General features: G+C 62.8%; 13 protein-coding genes. 6 read left to right on the forward strand and 7 right to left on the reverse strand.

Annotation, left to right across the window (positions count from 1 at the left end):
- Positions 1-58 precede the first annotated feature (58 nt).
- Complete coding sequence (locus ACWGQ2_RS04920) at positions 59-757, reverse strand: maleylpyruvate isomerase family mycothiol-dependent enzyme (RefSeq protein ID WP_452014886.1); 699 nt, start codon at positions 755-757, stop codon at positions 59-61.
- Between the two features lie 312 nt (positions 758-1,069).
- Between ACWGQ2_RS04920 and ACWGQ2_RS04925 the strand changes: the two genes are divergently transcribed.
- The 4 genes from ACWGQ2_RS04925 (at position 1,070) to catC (ending at position 4,895) form a co-directional block, all read left to right on the forward strand.
- Entirely contained in the window at positions 1,070-2,452 is a 1,383-nt protein-coding gene (locus tag ACWGQ2_RS04925) for an MFS transporter (RefSeq protein WP_452014888.1), read from the forward strand.
- A gap of 113 nt (positions 2,453-2,565) precedes the next feature.
- Positions 2,566-3,489 carry a LysR substrate-binding domain-containing protein gene (locus ACWGQ2_RS04930; protein ID WP_452014890.1) on the forward strand — a complete coding sequence of 308 codons (924 nt, stop codon included), beginning with the start codon at positions 2,566-2,568 and terminating at the stop codon, positions 3,487-3,489.
- On the forward strand, positions 3,486-4,589 hold the full coding sequence (locus ACWGQ2_RS04935; protein WP_452014892.1) for a mandelate racemase/muconate lactonizing enzyme family protein: 1,104 nt from the start codon (positions 3,486-3,488) through the stop codon (positions 4,587-4,589). Before ACWGQ2_RS04930 ends, ACWGQ2_RS04935 begins: the two co-directional genes overlap by 4 nt.
- 27 nt (positions 4,590-4,616) lie before the next feature.
- The gene (gene catC / locus ACWGQ2_RS04940) at positions 4,617-4,895 is read left to right on the forward strand and encodes a muconolactone Delta-isomerase (RefSeq protein WP_452014894.1); all 279 of its coding nucleotides are present in this window, start codon (positions 4,617-4,619) and stop codon (positions 4,893-4,895) included.
- Between the two features lie 43 nt (positions 4,896-4,938).
- Here the strand turns inward: catC and ACWGQ2_RS04945 are convergent, their stop codons facing one another.
- From ACWGQ2_RS04945 to benA, 5 genes are all read right to left on the reverse strand, one after another.
- A complete protein-coding gene (locus tag ACWGQ2_RS04945) occupies positions 4,939-7,761 on the reverse strand; it encodes an AAA family ATPase (protein WP_452014896.1) in 2,823 nt (940 codons plus the stop codon).
- Positions 7,762-7,820: 59 nt separating this feature from the next.
- Positions 7,821-8,651 carry a 1,6-dihydroxycyclohexa-2,4-diene-1-carboxylate dehydrogenase gene (locus ACWGQ2_RS04950; protein ID WP_452014898.1) on the reverse strand — a complete coding sequence of 277 codons (831 nt, stop codon included), beginning with the start codon at positions 8,649-8,651 and terminating at the stop codon, positions 7,821-7,823.
- Positions 8,648-10,219 (reverse strand): benzoate 1,2-dioxygenase electron transfer component BenC, encoded by a 1,572-nt coding sequence (gene benC / locus ACWGQ2_RS04955; protein WP_452014900.1) that lies wholly within the window; start codon positions 10,217-10,219, stop codon positions 8,648-8,650. The genes ACWGQ2_RS04950 and benC overlap by 4 nt, the downstream gene beginning before the upstream one ends.
- Before the next feature lie 118 nt (positions 10,220-10,337).
- Positions 10,338-10,874 carry a benzoate 1,2-dioxygenase small subunit gene (gene benB / locus ACWGQ2_RS04960; protein WP_452014902.1) on the reverse strand — a complete coding sequence of 179 codons (537 nt, stop codon included), beginning with the start codon at positions 10,872-10,874 and terminating at the stop codon, positions 10,338-10,340.
- Between the two features lie 34 nt (positions 10,875-10,908).
- A complete protein-coding gene (gene benA / locus ACWGQ2_RS04965; RefSeq protein ID WP_452014904.1) occupies positions 10,909-12,291 on the reverse strand; it encodes a benzoate 1,2-dioxygenase large subunit in 1,383 nt (460 codons plus the stop codon).
- A gap of 324 nt (positions 12,292-12,615) precedes the next feature.
- On the opposite strand from benA, the gene catA reads away from it, so the two are divergent.
- Both catA and ACWGQ2_RS04975 read left to right on the forward strand, forming a co-directional pair.
- Positions 12,616-13,515, forward strand: coding sequence for a catechol 1,2-dioxygenase (gene catA / locus ACWGQ2_RS04970; RefSeq protein WP_452014906.1), 900 nt, complete (start codon positions 12,616-12,618; stop codon positions 13,513-13,515).
- 127 nt (positions 13,516-13,642) lie between these two features.
- Complete coding sequence (locus ACWGQ2_RS04975; protein ID WP_452014908.1) at positions 13,643-14,899, forward strand: benzoate/H(+) symporter BenE family transporter; 1,257 nt, start codon at positions 13,643-13,645, stop codon at positions 14,897-14,899.
- A 34-nt stretch (positions 14,900-14,933) separates the two neighbouring features.
- Here the strand turns inward: ACWGQ2_RS04975 and ACWGQ2_RS04980 are convergent, their stop codons facing one another.
- The gene (locus ACWGQ2_RS04980) at positions 14,934-16,385 is read right to left on the reverse strand and encodes an APC family permease (protein ID WP_452014910.1); all 1,452 of its coding nucleotides are present in this window, start codon (positions 16,383-16,385) and stop codon (positions 14,934-14,936) included.
- Positions 16,386-16,471 lie beyond the last annotated feature (86 nt).

A 16,471-nucleotide genomic window follows, 5' to 3' on the forward strand; every position in this document is an offset into this window, starting at 1 on the left:
CGAGCTTTGGAACTGCCTCAGAACGGGCAGCCATATTGCCCGGACCCTCCTCGAGGGGTTACCAGGACGGCAGGGAGGGTACCGGACCGTCCAGCTCAAGGTGTTCTGCATCCCCGCGCGCCAGCCAGAGCAGCAGGCCCTCGCGGTCGGACAATATGCGCATTCCGCCATCCCCGATGGTCCACTCGTCACGCTCTTCGGTAACCAGCGTCATCCCCGGAGCGCCCTTCGCACTCAGGGCCCGCACCGCGGCCTCAACTGCGTTCAGCAGTGAATCCGGGTCCGCTTCCTCAATGGTCCACGCTGTATCGAGGTCGTGGTGGTGCAGCAGCACCTCGGAGATTCGGAGTTCCACGATGGATGTGGCGGGAATCGCCGTACCGTCCACCTGCAGTGTGGGCACGGCAAGGTCCCCGCCCAGCAGCTGGGCCGCCTGCCTGAACGCGGCAGCCGAAGCACCAAGTTCTTCGATCAGGTCCTCGCGGGGCAGGACACCCGTGTCAGCAGCCGCCTGGGACGAGGCGCCGGTGGAGGCATAACTGGTACACGCCCTGCCGGAGACAGCGTCGCTGATGAGTTTTGCCTGGGCCCGGGCACCGGAGGCAACGTGGGCAAGAACGTCAGCGCGGGTCCATCCCTCACAAAGTGAAGGAGCCGCCATCTCATCTCCGGCCAGAGACGTGGCCGTAGCCAGAAGCATGTCCGTCTCCCTGCCGAGACGGGAAAGATCCGAATGAAGACGTGCACGGTTGATCATTTTGTCAGCCTAGCGAGGCATTCGAATGCCGGCCAGCACCAAAGCACGCTTATCCATATCCACATTGTATGAACTGATACCAGTGCTCCAATCCGGATGGGAAGGCTTCATTCATTCGGCGGGACAGTTCGATTAGGAGTACGGAAATGACGCTTCAGTAGCCGCAGCCTCTGAATGCACCCCGGGCGAAAAGCCGGGCATTTCCCCGATATGGCGTGCATCACATGAGTGTCAGGCTGAAAACACCCGGAGGACGGCCTCGGGTCCCCGGTGACGCCGTCTTACGGCTCAATTCAGAGAGGACTCGGGACCATGACGAAGCCGCATGCCGTTGTTACCGAAAATTCCCAGCAGGAAGGCCGGACAGCCAGATGGGTGGCCTTCATCATCTGCACAGCTCTGCTGTTCGATGGATACGACCTGGTCATCTATGGCACAGTCCTGCCGGGACTGCTCAGCGATCCGAGCCAGATCGGTGAATTCGATGCAGCCACGGCCGGCCTTCTGGGGTCCTGGGCCCTGATCGGAGTCCTGGTTGGATCATTGATCTACGGCGCCGTCGGCGACTTCTTCGGGCGGCGGCGGCCGATGCTCCTTGGCATTGCCTGGTTCTCTGTCGGAATGCTGGCTACAGCCTTTGCCACCACAGTTCCTGCATTCGGGGCCCTGCGGTTTGCGACCGGGCTTGGGCTGGGAGTGGTGATCGCCTGCGCCGGCGCCACCATGGCGGAATTTGCACCGGCCGGAAGACGGCAGTTCTTTAATGCCATTGTCTACTCCGGAATTCCGGCGGGCGGTGTGCTGGCTTCAATCCTGGGCATCCTGCTTCATGACAGCATCGGCTGGCGCGGACTGTTTGTCATTGGATCCCTCCCGCTGGTCATCCTCCTGCCTATCGCCTGGCGGCAGCTCCCGGAGTCACCGAGGTGGATCCTCTCCCGGGGCCGCGAAGAGCAAGCACTGGCCGCCGCGCGCCGTACCGGCGTATCCCTCCTCGAGGAACGGGTCATCCAGCAGGTTGGCGCCGCACCGCAGAAGACCGGTTTCGCCGCGGTGTTCTCCCGCCAGTTCGCGCTGGCATCGATTCTGCTGGGCCTCATGTCCTTTTCAGGGCTGCTTCTGACCTACGGGCTGAACACATGGCTGCCAAAGATCATGGAGGGCTACGGCTACGGCCGGACGTACTCCCTGTTCTTCCCGCTGGCGCTAAACCTCGGCGCCGTTGTGGGCGGTTTGCTGGCCTCCCGGGTTGCCGACCGAACCGGACCCCAGCGAGTCATCGCCGGGACCTTCGTCCTGGCAGCGATTTCCCTTGGCCTCATGACCTTCAGCTTCCCGCTCCCCCTCCTTTTTGCCTTTATTGCCCTGGCAGGGGTGGGAACACTGGGAACCCAGGTGCTCGTCTACGGGTTCCAGTCCAACTACTTCACCACCAACGCCCGGGCTGCGGGCGTTGCCTGGTGCGCCAGCGTAGGCCGGCTGGGTGGAGTGCTGGGGCCAATCATCGGCGGATGGCTGGCCGCCGGGGGCATCGGAGGATCGACAGCCTTTTACATCTACGGAGGGGTGGCACTCATCGGCGCGGTGGTCACCGTCCTCGTACCCCGGCAGCGCAGGCTTGAGCAGGCCGAGCAAAAGGTGGACGAGATTGCAGAAAACCGCATGGGCACAAAGCTCCCCGTTCAGCTCAAATAGGACGCACGGTCACATCCCGTATTGATTCCTCCAGGCATCACATTCTAGATTACTATGGACGAAATCTGTATCAATACCGGATGTCACCACGGAGCATTAAGGACGGCAGAACGTTGGACATGCGCCAACTGAACTACTTCATTGCAGTTGCTGAGGAGAGGCACTTCGGCCGTGCGGCCAAGCGCCTGCATATGGCCCAGCCACCCCTGTCGCAGCAGATCCGCCAGCTGGAAGAACAGCTGGGGGTCCGCTTGCTCAACAGAACCACGCGCAGGGTGGACCTGACGGCTGCAGGCCAGCTGCTGCTGGACCGCGGCCGGCAGATCGTCAACGACGTCGCCGCCCTGGAGGCCGACGTCTATCAGGTTGGACAAGGTGCCACCGGGGTCCTGCGGGTCGGTTTCTCCGGGTCCGCGACCTACGGATTCATGCCGCAGATCGCCCGCCGGGTCAAGGAGGTCATGCCCGGCCTGGCACTGGCACTGCACGGCGAAATGCTCACTCCCTCCATGGAAGCCGGGCTGCGTGACGGCTCCCTGAACGCCGCACTGCTGCGTCCACCGGTGGCGTCCACTGACATCGACTACCTGAGCGTGGCCAAAGAGCCGCTCGTCGTCGCGCTTCCCTCGCTCAGTCCGCTCGCCGGAGCGGGACCGGTGGCAATGCATGAGCTTCAAGACCAGGATTTCATCGCGTACGGGACGGAGTCCGTGCTTTACCGCACTACTTTGGAGCTCTGCCGTGATGCCGGGTTCCAGCCGCGCATAGCCCAGATGGTCGGTGAGACGTCCACGATGCTGGCATTTGTTGCCGCCGGAAACGGGGTGGCCATCATGCCGTCCAGTGTGCAGGCATTCCAGCTGGCCGGTGTTTCCTACCGCGAACTTGAAAACGTTCCCGAAATCGAGCTTGCCGTCGCCTGGCTGCGGGGACAGAATTCCGCACTGCTGCAGAACTTTGTGGACGTTGTGGTTTCTGCAGCAGCGAATTCCCCGGCGTCCTCCGTTCCCACCAGTGAAAGGCTCAACCGGTCATGAAGATCGCAGCCATTGAAGCGATTCCCTACTCGATTCCGTACCGGCATCCGCTGCACTTCGCTTCCGGATCCGTGCATGAAGCCGACCACGTGCTCATCAGGATTCGAACGGATGACGGACTGGTGGGCACCGCTGACACCCCGCCGCGCCCCTACACCTACGGGGAGACACAAAAATCGATCATTGCGGTCGTGGAGGACATATTTGCTCCGCAGCTGATCGGGGTAGATGTCTTTGACCGTGAGAAAGTCCAGGCCCTCCTGCTGCGGACGGTGCACAACCAAACTGCCAAGGGCGCGTTGGACATTGCCCTCTGGGACATCATTGGGAAGGCCCTCGGGCAGCCCGTAACGAAGCTCCTCGGCGGGTACACGGATTCTCTGCGTGTCTCCCACATGCTCGGCTTCAAGCCGGCGCCTGATCTGCTGGCTTTGGCGCTGGAGTTCAGGCAGACCTACGGCATCAACACGTTCAAGCTCAAGACAGGACGCCGCCCCCTTCGCCTCGACATTGAGGCAGCCCGGGTACTGCGGGAAGGGCTCGGTGAGGATGCCGAGCTCTACATGGACGCCAACAGGGGCTGGTCTGCGAACGAGGCGGCCGAGGTACTGCGCCGTACTGCAGATTTGGGCCTCCAGTTTCTCGAAGAGCCGGACGACGCACGTGAGGTGCTCGGCCGCCGCCGCCTGGTAGCGAATTCACCTATCCCCATCGCCGCGGACGAGTCAGCCGGCAACCTGGGCGAAGCCGCAAGGGAAATACTCACCGGCGGCGCGAACCTCCTCGCGGTGAAGACGGCCCGCTCCGGTTTCACGGAGGCGGCCAAAATCGTGGGGATGGCGGAAGGGATGGGGATCGACGTTTATGTGGGCAACCAGATCGACACCCAGGTCGGTACTGCTGCCTCGGTCACTTTCGGCGCAGCCTTCGCGCACACTGCCAAACGTGCAGCTGAACTGTCCAACTACCTCGACATGGCCGACGATCTGCTGGCTGAGCCGTTGACCATCACTGACGGACGCATCCGCGTCCCCGAGGGCCCCGGCGCCGGCACCGCCGTCGACGAAGAAAAGCTCTCCCGCTACCGCACAGACCGTTAACCACACCGCTCCACCGAAAGGTCACCAATGAAATACCTGGTCCACATGGACGTGAACCTGCCGGCTGACATGCCCGCTCAGGATGCCTCCGAGGTCAAGGCTGCAGAGAAAGAGTATTCGCAGCAGCTGCAGCGCTCGGGTAAATGGCCCCATATATGGAGAGTGGCGGGGGCCTACGCCAACTACTCCATCCTGGACGTCGATTCGAATGACGAACTCCACGAGATCCTGCAGAACCTGCCGCTGTTCCCCTACATGGAGATCTCAGTGGTTCCTCTCGCCAAGCACCCGTCTGACATTAAGTAGCAGACGGAGCTGCGGTTGCCCCCGGGGCCAAGGACCCGTTCGGTCACGCCTCGGAGCGGAACACACCTGCGAGCTCGCTGCGGGACCGTATTCCCATTTTCCGGTAGAGCCGGGTGAGGTGGTACTGCACCGTCTTTTCCGCCAGGAACAGCGCCCGGGCTGCTTCCTTGTTGGTGGCACCGGCTGCAACGAGGCCGGCGACAGCCCGTTCCTGTGCTGTCAGCTGAGGGTAGTGATTGATGTGTGCTGGAGCTGCAGGTCCAGCTGCATGCCCGGTATCGAAGCCCGTCGCCGTGAGTTCGCGGTCGCACCGTTCAACGTAGATCCCCGCGCCCAGGGAGTCATACAGTTCACGCGCAGCACGCAGCGCTGACGACGCCAGACGCCGTTTGCCTGCCCGGCGCATGCTTTGACCGTAGGCGAAATTCACGCGTGCCCGCAGGTACGGCCGGTTGAGGCCCCGAAGGTGGCCCAGCGCTGCTTCGAAGTGTTCCCTGGCCGTGTCAGGGTCTCCCTGGGCGGCCATAAGCCGGCCTCTCGCCCACGCCATCCGTGCCATGTCTGAGGACACCTCGCGCTCGCGGGGAACTCCCTCGAAAGCGGTGAGGAACGACTCGGCTGCATCCAGCTGATCTGTCATAACAAGGGCGTTGACGTAAGTGTCCTGCCACGGCCAAAACGAAACCCGGTTCTCCGTCCACGGGTCCAGCTCGGTCAAGGGCTGAAGAACGGCCAGGACTCCTTCATAATCCCCTCTCGCCTCATGCAGGCGTGCCCGGGCCAGGCTCGCGGGGACCTGCATTGAACGGTATGCCCCTGGCTGCACCGCTGCCTGGGAAACGTAGTAACGTGCCCGGTCCCAGTCACCCCGCATGGACCACAGCTCGGCTGCTGTCCAGTACAGCAGGGGCCGGATAAGCGGCATTTGCGCGCTTTCCAGCCGGAGGGAAGCACGGGAGACTGTGGCGGCGGCAGCCTCCCAGTCTCCGAGGATCAGGTGAGTGCGCGCCAGCCAGGCCTCGGCCCACAAAGAGATCCGCATTGATCCGCCGCGGTACTCAGTCGGCACAGCCGCTTCGAAGTTCACCAGCGCAGTTTCAGCGTCGTCCAGACGGAGCGCCAGCCAGCCGTAGCCCATCTGGACACGCTGCTTCTGGGCGTTCTCAGCAGCATGTTCAAAAGCCTGCTGGTAGGAAGCCTCAGCGTCGGCCACCCGGCCCTCGGCGTAAAGACCCAGACCGTAGATGGCCTCTGATTCAACGTGGGCGGGAGTCCGCGGCTGCGTCAGTGCCATGGCCCGCTCTGCCCAGCCGGTAATCACCGGGCCGTTCCAGGACGCCACCCCGTGCAGGACGAAGCGCTGCGCTACCTGCGCGGCAGCGGCCGGATCACGCTGCAGGCTGGAAGTGCGCCAGGCCATATCAAGGTGCGCCTGGGCGTTGTCGTTCTGTCCGGAAGCGGTGGAAAGGTAGCCCAGCACTGAAGAACGAAGCGGCGAAGGAGGCAGAGCGTCCACTGCTGCCGCCCACATCTGGGCCTGCGCGATGTCGCCTGACCCCACCAGCGCGTCCACAGCCCTGAGGAATCTGTCATTCCGGAAACGAATGTCCTGGGAGAGCCTGGCTGCCGAAAACAACGCCGTGGAGGCATCCTGCCACGCTCCGACCATAGCCCGGGACCGCGCGAATTCCTCCAGCTCACTGGCCAGGGACTCGTCAGCCCCGGGCGTGGCAGAGGCGCGGTGGCCCAGACGCTGTCCCTCGGACCCAACGGCTCCGGATGCCAGACAGTGCAGTGCCATGCGCCTGCTGGGAACGATTTGTTCGTACGTGGCCTCTGCCATTCCCGGTTCAAAAAAAGTAACCGCGGACTCCGTCTGGTCAACGGTCAACCCGATGAGCCCGGCACGGTGCCCCTCGTCCAGTGCCGCTATGACGGAGTCGACCCCGCTTACCGCCGTCACGTCCGCCAGGCTGGCGCGGCGCCCGAGCACCGACGCCGCTTCGGCCACGGCAACAAGCTCCGGGGAAGCGGCGCGCAGCAGACTGCACACCCTGGCCCGGACGCGGGAGGTCGGCGGAAGGGAGGGAAACCAGGTCTGCCAGGTTTCGGGCGGCAGCTCCCGGAGCAGTTCCACTGTTGGTTCCGGAACCCCTCCCGTGTGGCGGACCAGGCCATGGGCCGCCGCCGCTGAGAGTTCGAGGCCGAGCATGGTGCGTGCCAGATCCTGGACCTGCTGCGGGGTCAAAGGGCCAAGGGTGAGGCTGATTACCCGGTGGCTGGCCAGGAAGTCCAGGGCCCCCGCGGGCAAAACGACCGGGTCATCGGGATTGAGCGTGAGCACGAACATGATTCGTTTTCCGTGCAGCCTGCGCATAACAAAAGTGAGGATGCGCAGGCTTTCCTCATCAAGCTTGTGGACATCGTCCACGGCAACCACGACGGTTCCGTGAGCCTGGAGTCCTTCCAGATGGGTGCTGAGCGTGAGAGCGTAATTCAGCACCTGGGCGGGTGTGAGGCCAGGACCCGGGCGGGAAGGCAGGGCCGCTCCGTCGTCGTAGTCCCTGGCTGAGCGCAGCGGCAACGTCACCATCAGCTGCGAATAACCGGCGAGCGGAAACTGGGCTTCCCAATCATCACCGACGGCGGAGAGTATTTGCACGCCACGAGCCGCCGAGCGGCAGTGTTCCAGAAAATGGTCAAGGAGTGCAGTCTTCCCGGCACCGGACGGGCCGGTGATAACCACCGCACCCACATTTCCCCTGCGGACGGTGCGGAGAATCTCCAACAGTTCACCGAAGACTTCCGACCTGCCGATGAGAGGCATGTCCTGCGCCATTTCACCGCGATTTGAGGTCACCGTCATGGCCGCAACTCTACCGGAGGAGGCCCCCCTGCCCCTTGGATCCATGCGGTCACAGGGCCTCAGCCCAAGTCCCCGCCGGCGACTGGAAGAATGCTCCCGGTCAGGTAGGACGCTTCATCTGATCCGAGGAATACGATGGGTGCGGCCTGTTCATCCAGAGTCCCGTAGCGCTTCATAAACGATGAGTCAACGCTTTGGTCAACGATCATCTGGTACCAGGCCTTTTCCTCGGCGGATTCGGCTTCCGGACCGCGTTTTACCCTGCGGGGCGGCGCCTCGGTCCCGCCGGGCGCTGTGGCCACCACACGGATGCCGCGGCCGCCCAACTCCATTGCCAAAGACTGCGTCAATGCGTTGACTCCGCCCTTCGCCGCCGCGTACGGCACACGGTTCAGGCCCCGGGTGGCCACCGAGGAAACATTCACGATGGTGCCGGACCCCTGCTCCAGCATCGCCGGCAGGACAGCCCGGCAGGTCCATAGTGTTGGGAACAGCGAGCGCCGGATCTCCCGCTCAATCTTGTCCTCATCGTATTCTTCGTACGGGCGGGCCCAGATCGTCCCGCCCACGTTGTTCACCAGCACATCGATCCGGCCGTGGGCGTCCAGCGCCGCCTGAGCTGCCTGCTGAGCCCCCGGGAACGTCTCCAGATCAGTGGTAACAGAGGTAGCTGAGCCTCCTGAACCGGATGTCCGGGCAGACTCCCGGATACCCTGCGCCGTCTCATGGACCAGATCGGCCCGGTCTGCAAGGACGACGGCGCCGCCCTCCGCGCTGATCCGTTCGGCCACCTTCTGACCGATTCCCTGTGCGGCTCCGGTCACCAGCACGACCTTGCCGTTGTACCGTCCCGGGGTCAGGAACTGTCCCGCATACGGCTGAATTGTCATGCGACGGCCCTGGCATCGATTGCTCCGGCCATGGTTTCCTTGGCAGCCCGAGCATGGGACATGATGATTTCGCGGACCCGCTCTTTATCCCGGCGCTCAAAGCCGTCGACAATATCAAGATGGTCCTGGACGACCCGTTCGAAGATCGGGCTTCCCTCTATCAGCGCCTCAGCAACCTGGGCATGGACGTCGAGCCGCCTATAGGACTCAAGCAGCATCGGGTTGTTGCACACCATAAAGAGGTATTCGTGGAACTCCTCGTTTGTGCGGGCGAATTCATCCGGCTGCTGGATGGTTCCTCCAGTCACGGACCGGGACGTGGCCTCGGCAAGCCTGCGGAACTGCTGCAGCTGTTCCTCGCTGAGGCGTCCCAGCATCAGCTCGCTCACCGCCAGCTCCAGCCCCATGCGGGCGTCCAGCTGGGCGAAGCTGTCCTCCTTGCCGAAATCCAGCCGGCCGGTCTCGAGGGAAGACACCGCCTCGCCCCGGCTCATCGTGTCTCCCTCGGCCTGAATCCTCTCCACTGGCGCCGGGGCGCCGGTCTCGGCATCGCCGCCGGTGGCTTCCTTGGGAGCAAAACGCTCGAAGTAGAAGTTCGCAGGCTTTATGCCTTCGTCGTCCAGCCATCGGGAGACGGCATTAACCATGGGAGGCGGACCGCACAGATAAATGTCAACATCGCCGTCGTTGAGGTGGGAGGGCTCGATGATCTGTGTGACGTAGCCCGTGTGGGGAGCAGTCGTACCCGGTTCGGACGCGATGTAGTCCCAGGTGAAACCGGGCACCCTCGATTCATAATCCCGTAGCCATTCAAGCCCGGCGATGTCTGCCTCACGGGTCACCCCGTAGATCAGGTGGACCGGTGCCGACGGCGGGTTTTCCGAGAGCTTTTCCAGAATAGACAGGAGCGGGGCAAGGCCCGTGCCTCCGGCTAGAAGCAGCAGCGGGCGCTTGGGCTCGCGCAGGAAGAAGGAGCCGTACGGTCCCGTGAATTCGATGGTGTCGCCCACAGCCGCCCGGTCGCGCAGATATTCGGACATCGCTCCCTGCGGCGTTACCCGCACCATAAATGAGGCATCCTGCACCTCGGGCCCGCTGCTGAACGAATAGGAACGTTCCGCATCGGTGCCGGGGACCTTGAGGTTCACGTACTGCCCTGGAAGGAAAGCCAGCGCTTCCCTGTTCTCGACCTCGAGCGTGAACGAAACCGTGGTTTCGGAGTGCTTGTTGAGCTGCTTCACGGTCGACGTAAAGGTCGCGGCCGAGGTTTTGGCGGATTCAGATGTGGCCGGAATCTGAATAGCAAGGTCAGACTCCGGAACTGCCTGACAGGTGAGCATGTAGCCCTTGTCGAGTTCTTCCTCTGTCATCGCGTCGTCAATGAAATCCCCCGGGTCGAAGGAACCGGAATCGCAGAATGCCTTGCATGTCCCGCAGGCTCCGTCACGACAGTCCGATGGAATATTGATGCGCGCTTTGTAGGCAGCGTCCATCACGGTCTCATAGTCGCCGACCTTGATGACTTTGGTAACGCCGTCCTCGAAGCTGAGGGCTACTTTGTGGCCCATAATGTCCTCCTGGCTGGGGCCGCGCCTTCGCGGCTCGGGATAATACGGATATGCCGTTAGGCAAGAGAGTCAACGGGGCCAAAGCCTGGCCCGGGGTGTACGGCTTTCGACGCCGCTCTCAGATCATGTAAATGTCGACTACGTGGTGGATGTAGTCGTTCTTAAGAACAACTTTCTTCTTCATGATCACCGGCTCCCGGCCGGACAAATCGATCGTGTAGAAGCTGCTCCCGAAGTACGTGTCTGTTGTGTTGTAACGGAAGTACAGGGTGAACCAGTTGAAACGCACTTTCACCTGGCCGCCGTCGTGCTCCATGATTTCTATGTCTGTGATGTTGTGCCCGGTGCGCGGCTCAGGGAGGGACGTGGCAGAGGACCTGTCCGTCTTGATCCGGAAGACGCGGTCCTCAATGCCGCCGCGGTTGTCGTAGTAGATCAGCGAAACCTCGTTCTGCGGATCTTCGGTCAGCCGGTCGTCGACGTCCCATGCGGGCATCCAGAATTCGGAGTCCGGGTGGTAGCACTGAAGCCACTCGTCGAACTGGCGGTCATCGAGGAGGCGGGCTTCTTTGTACAGGAAGGCGCGGACCGTTTCGAGGATAGCGATCTCATCGGCGGTCTTAAGCGCCGCCGCCGGGGATGTAAGACTGGTCATTGGTGCGGTCTCTCTCTGGTTTCCGTGTTCTTGGCTAGGCAATCGCGGGAACGCCATCCGGCGTTGAGCGGTCCTCTTCGGCCAGTGCCCGGTCCATTACTTCCTTCCAGTACCCGTGCTGGATTGGATAAAGTCCCTCATCCTCCGTGCGCACACCGGAGGCTATGACCCTGGTCATTCCCAGCGACTGGGCCTGCTCGTCCGGGCCGGCGATTTCATGGGTGGAGCCCCGCGTCATGTCATTCCAGGGCGCTGAAGTGGCCCAGTAGGTCTTATTGCAGGACCGGAACTCTTCGAGGTCATCCGGAGTAGCCATACCCGTGGCGTTGAAGAAATCCTCGTACTGGCGGATGCGCTTGGACCTGTTCTCCTGCGATTCACCCTTGGGTGCGATGCAGTAGATCGTCACCTCGGTCTGATCTGCGGAGATCGGGCGGAAATGGCGGATCTGCGATGAGAACTGATCCATGATGTAGACGTTCGGGTACAGGCACAGATTCCGCGAGATATTGATCATGAAGTTGGCCATCTCCTCGCCGTATTTCTCCACCAGCTCATCGCGGCGGTCCCACAGCGGGCGGTCCTCCGGGTTGGTCCACTCCTGCCACAGCAGCAGGTGTCCGTGATCGTAGGAATAGAACCCGCCCTTCACTTTGCCCCATTTGCCGGCATCCATGGCTTTGGTCTTATTGGTGGAATCACCCACGCTTCGACGGGCGGTCGTCGCAGCGTAGTTCCAGTGCACCGCGGTGACGTGATAACCGTCCGCGCCGTTCTCAGCCTGCACCTTCCAGTTGCCGTCATAGGTGTAAGTGGAGGATCCGCGCAGCACTTCGAGGCCCTCCGGGGACTGGTCCACGATGGAGTCAATTACTTTGGTGGCATCGCCCAGGTGCTCTTCCAGGGGTAGCACGTCCGCCTTCAGCGAGCCGAACAGGAAACCGCGGTAGGACTCGAAGCGGGCTACTTTGGTGAGGTCGTGGGAACCCTCTTTGTTGAAGGTTTCCGGATAGCCGGCGTTGCGGGAATCCTTGACCTTCAGCAGCTCACCGGAGTTCTTGAATGTCCAGCCGTGGAACGGGCAGGTAAAGGTCGTGCGGTTGTCCGTCTTCCGGCGGCACAGCATTGCGCCGCGGTGGGAGCAGGCGTTGACGATGCAGTTGAGATTCTCATCCTTATCGCGGGTAATCACTACCGGGGTGCGGCCGATGTACGTGGTGAAGTAATCCCCGACGTTCGGGATCTGGGACTCATGCGCAAGGTAAACCCAGTTGCCTTCGAAGATGTGCTTCATCTCGAGTTCAAAGATCTCCTGGTCGGTGAAGATCTCGCGCTTGGCCCGGATGACTCCGTTTTCACGATCGTCGACCACGGCGTCCGCGAGGACCTCACGGACATGGTTCAGGTTCTCGGTCATGGCGGCTCCTTCATTGGAGGGTGCGGGACGGAATCCGCGGTCGGTCATGGCCCGGCCGCGGTGCCCCGAAGGACGTTGCCAACCAACTCTTCCGGATCGTGAGCACTCTCACATCAGGGGAATACCTAGGTTTGACCAAGGGGTCCTTTATGTAAGGATCTTGACCAAAAAATGGCCTAATCGATATTTGTATCGTCCTTATCTCGGCTCTACGATGAGAGCTGCATCACGGGAGGACGGGCCGTTCGGCGCCTTGGGGCCGGAGGTTCGCAGAGGGCGCGGGAACTCTTTCCGGCCCACGTCAAGAAGGAGTATGAGAGCACCATGACTGAGACCCACGCCGACGCCCGCAACGAGACTGAGGGCACTGCCGGTGAAGCCGGCTCCAAAGCGACCGAGCGTTTCACGGCTTCCGGCAAGCTCACCCGGCTGGATGTGCCCAAGGAGCGGGTCAGCCTGCTGGCAGGGGCCCTGATCAAAGCCGCAAATGACATCGTTGTGGAACATGAAGTCACGTACGAGGAGTACAACGCGCTTAAAGCCTGGCTCATCAAAGTGGGGACAGACGGGGAATGGCCCTTGTTCCTCGATGTGTGGTTGGAACACACAGTGGAGGACGTGAACTCCCAGGACCGCCCCGGCACTGTCGGCACCATCGAGGGACCGTACTACGTACAGGACTCCCCCGTGCTCAAGACACCGGCCACCCTTGAGATGCGTGAGGATGAGCAGGGCACTCCCCTGCTCTTCCGTGGCCGTTTCACGGACACGGACGGCAACCCGCTCAAGAACGCCCAGGTGGAGATCTGGCATGCGGACAGCGCCGGGTTCTACTCGCAGTACGCCCCGGGGCTTCCCGACTGGCTCTTCCGTGCCACAGTCATGGCAGACGACGATGGCCACTTCGAAATCAACACGATGCGCCCGGCGCCCTACCAGATTCCCACCGACGGAGCCTGCGGCCAGCTGATCAATGCTGCAGGGTGGCACGCCTGGCGTCCGGCGCACATCCATATCAAGGTATCCGCGCCTGGCTACCAGCCCGTGACCCAGCAGCTGTACTTCCCCGACGATCCCCACAACGCCGACGACATCGCCTCCGCAGTCAAGCCGGAGCTTATGCTCGATCCCCGGCCCCGCACGGACGGCCAGCCCGGTGAAGAAGCGGTGTACGACTACGTCCTGGCCAAGGACGGCCAGCACAAGCAGGAGAACAGCCGCTAGCCAGCAGTGCCGAGCGAGCCGCTCAACTGCCGAAGGCGCTCCGGAACAGGGTTTCCGGAGCGCCTTGTTGTTGATGCGCCAGATGCCAGGAGCCACAATGCCCGTATTCCGCCCAAACCAACCAGCAATGCCGCTCACGGAGGCAACTGCGCCAGAGGCACGCCAGCCGTTACTTGAACGTCCCGGAGTTCGGCCGGCAGGCGCACGCCAGGTACTTGGTGACCTCGGCCTTCCCTATGTTTCCAACGGGGTAATTGGTCTTATCTTCACCGCCTCCGGCCCCATTGCGGTTACCCTCGCGGTTGGGGTGGCGGGAGGACTGTCCCAGAGTGAACTGGCATCCTGGGTCTTCGGCATCCTGCTCTCGGGCGGGGCGGCTACCCTGCTTGTGTCTCTCCTGTACCGGCAGCCGCTGGGTTTCGCCTGGTCTATCCCCGGTACCATCCTCCTGGGCCCGTCCCTGCAGCATCTGTCCTTTCCGGAGGTTGTTGGTGCGTTTTTCACCTCGGGAATTCTTATCCTCGTGCTGGGCGCAACCGGCCTCGTGCGGGCAATGATGGCAGCGATCCCAATGCCCATCGTCATGGCCATGGTGGCCGCTGTGTTTCTCACATTCGGCACGGACGTTGTTGCCGCCGCACAGGGGAACCCCGTTGTAGCGCTCCCGATGGTGGCCGCATTCCTGATCCTGACGGCAGTGCCGGCCCTGGGTAAGGTTCTCCCGCCGGTGCTCGGTACGCTCGCCGCGGGCTGTCTCGCGGTAGCAGCAAGCGGCCAGTTCACTCCCCTTGGGAACGGCCCGGTTTTTGCCATGCCCGTCTTCACCGTTCCGGAATTCACCTGGGCTGCCCAGCTCGAGCTGCTCCTGCCGCTCTCCCTCAGCGTGCTCTTTGTCCAAAACGGCCAGGGCATCGCAGTGCTGCGCGCCGCCGGGCACAAGCCGCCGGTTAATGTCTTTGCCGTCGTTTCCGGCGTGTTCTCCGTCGTCAATGCCTGCTGCGGCGCCGTTTCGGCCTGCGTAACGGGACCAACCAACGCCCTGATGACCTCCTCCGGGGCCCGGGAACGGCAGTACACATCCGCCGTGGTCTTCGGCATTCTTGCCATGACGTGTGCAGTCCTGGCACCAGCTCTTACCCGGCTTATGCTCGCCGCCCCCACAGAATTCATCCTGGCCCTCGGAGGCATCGCCATGCTCCGGGCGCTTCAGCAGGCCTTTATAACTGCCTTCGCCACGACGTTCACCCTGGGATCCCTGGTGTGCTTCGTAGTGACCATCTCCGGGCTGAGTCTTTTCAACATTCACCCGGCCTTCTGGGGTCTCGTCATTGGCTACGCAGTGTCTCGGCTGCTCGAACGCCCGGACTATGCCGGCGGCTCCTGAAACCGAAAGGCGGACGGACCCTGCCGCCGGCCGCTTACCGCCGGGACCTCCGCACCGCCAGGCGCGCCAGCAGGTTCTCCTCGGCGTCGACGCCGGGAGTGATCCCAGCCGGAATCCGGAAGAGGAACACCATGCCCAGCGCCCACCAGAGCCCGAACATCAGCCACGGCGCGGCTCCCAGGGCGGCGGGCATCGCGGGCAGGTAGAGCGAGAGCAGGCCCAGGCACAGGACAAATGCAGCCAGGCCAATGATCCGCCCGCCGTTGCCCCGGCCGCCGATCCGCAGCGGACGTTCCATGTTGGGTTCACGCGTCCGCAGCAGCACAAAGACCAGGGATACCATCGCGTAGGCGATCACGATGCTGGGCGAACCCGAGTCCACCAGCCAGCCCAGCATGTTCTGGCCGAAGAACGGAGCCAGCACGGAGATGCCGCCGATGAACAGCAGCGCGTTCGCGGGGGTGCGGTACCTCGGGTGCAGCTGCCCGAACCAGGCCGGCAGCATGCCGGAGCGCGCCATTGAGTACATCAGCCGCGACGCACCGAGCAGCAGCGAGTTCCAGGATGTGAGGATCCCGGCAATGCCGCCGGCGATCAGCACCTTGGCCATGGTGTCGCTGTTGAACAGGGCGCCCATGGCATCCGCGGTCGCGATGTCCGCGCCGGCCAGCTCGCTGGCCGGCATGGCGGATGAAGTCGTGAGAATCGCGCCGACGTACCAGACCGTGGCGAGCAGAACAGCGATGACCACCAGCCGTCCGATCTGCCGGGGCGGAATTTTGGCTTCCTCGGCTGACTGGGGAATGACGTCGAAGCCGACGAACATAAACGGAACCACTACCAGGACGGCGAAGAATCCGCCCATGCCGCCGGTGAAGAACGGTTCCATGTTTGCTGCGGATCCGCCGGTGAAGGACCCGAAGACCAGCATGAGGCCGATGATGAGCAGCAGCAGGACCACAAAGGTCTGCGCAAACCCGGCCTGCTTCACGCCCAGGATATTGATGCCGGTAATAACGACGGCGGCAATTACGCCTACCAGCGCCCAAGTCAGGTGAACCTGGTCCCCCGCCACTTCCCACAGGGGCACCGCGTTGAGGTTGGGGAACAGGTAGGTCGCGGTGCGCGGAAGGGCCACGGCCTCGAACGCGACAATGCTGATGTACCCGCCCGTGATGGCCCAGGAACCAATGAAGGACCAGCGCGGTCCCATGCCGCGGAGCAGATAGTTGTGCTCGCCGCCTGCCTTGGGCATCGCGGCGACCAGTTCGGCGTAGGTCAGGCCCACCACGGCCATGATCAGACCGCCCGCGGTCATGGCGAGTGCGGCACCCACGGTTCCGGCTGAGGATATCCAGTCTCCCGTGAGCACCACCCAGCCGAAGCCGATCATGGCTCCAAAGCCAAGTGCCAGGACGTCCCAGTTGCCCAGGACCTTCAACAGTGACGGTTCGGCCTTGGCGGCGTCCACCTCTGATCGAGCCATGTGATTACCCCTTATGTTGCGGTGCAGTGAGCGGTGCTGAAGGTGGTGCAGAACTGGCGGTCAGCCGGTGGTGCCGGCCGGTGTTT

It is taken from the genome of Arthrobacter sp. NPDC055585 (genome assembly GCF_053619115.1).

Coding starts and splice junctions, on each gene's coding strand:
- ACWGQ2_RS04980 (WP_452014910.1), bottom strand. CDS start 16,385: ATGGCTCGATCAGAGGTGGACGCCGCCAAGGCCGAACCGTCACTGTTG.
- benB (WP_452014902.1), bottom strand. CDS start 10,874: ATGACCAGTCTTACATCCCCGGCGGCGGCGCTTAAGACCGCCGATGAG.
- ACWGQ2_RS04950 (WP_452014898.1), bottom strand. CDS start 8,651: ATGACAATTCAGCCGTATGCGGGACAGTTCCTGACCCCGGGACGGTAC.
- ACWGQ2_RS04920 (WP_452014886.1), bottom strand. CDS start 757: ATGATCAACCGTGCACGTCTTCATTCGGATCTTTCCCGTCTCGGCAGG.
- ACWGQ2_RS04975 (WP_452014908.1), top strand. CDS start 13,643: ATGCCGCTCACGGAGGCAACTGCGCCAGAGGCACGCCAGCCGTTACTT.
- ACWGQ2_RS04935 (WP_452014892.1), top strand. CDS start 3,486: ATGAAGATCGCAGCCATTGAAGCGATTCCCTACTCGATTCCGTACCGG.
- benA (WP_452014904.1), bottom strand. CDS start 12,291: ATGACCGAGAACCTGAACCATGTCCGTGAGGTCCTCGCGGACGCCGTG.
- catC (WP_452014894.1), top strand. CDS start 4,617: ATGAAATACCTGGTCCACATGGACGTGAACCTGCCGGCTGACATGCCC.
- catA (WP_452014906.1), top strand. CDS start 12,616: ATGACTGAGACCCACGCCGACGCCCGCAACGAGACTGAGGGCACTGCC.
- benC (WP_452014900.1), bottom strand. CDS start 10,219: ATGGGCCACAAAGTAGCCCTCAGCTTCGAGGACGGCGTTACCAAAGTC.
- ACWGQ2_RS04945 (WP_452014896.1), bottom strand. CDS start 7,761: ATGACGGTGACCTCAAATCGCGGTGAAATGGCGCAGGACATGCCTCTC.
- ACWGQ2_RS04925 (WP_452014888.1), top strand. CDS start 1,070: ATGACGAAGCCGCATGCCGTTGTTACCGAAAATTCCCAGCAGGAAGGC.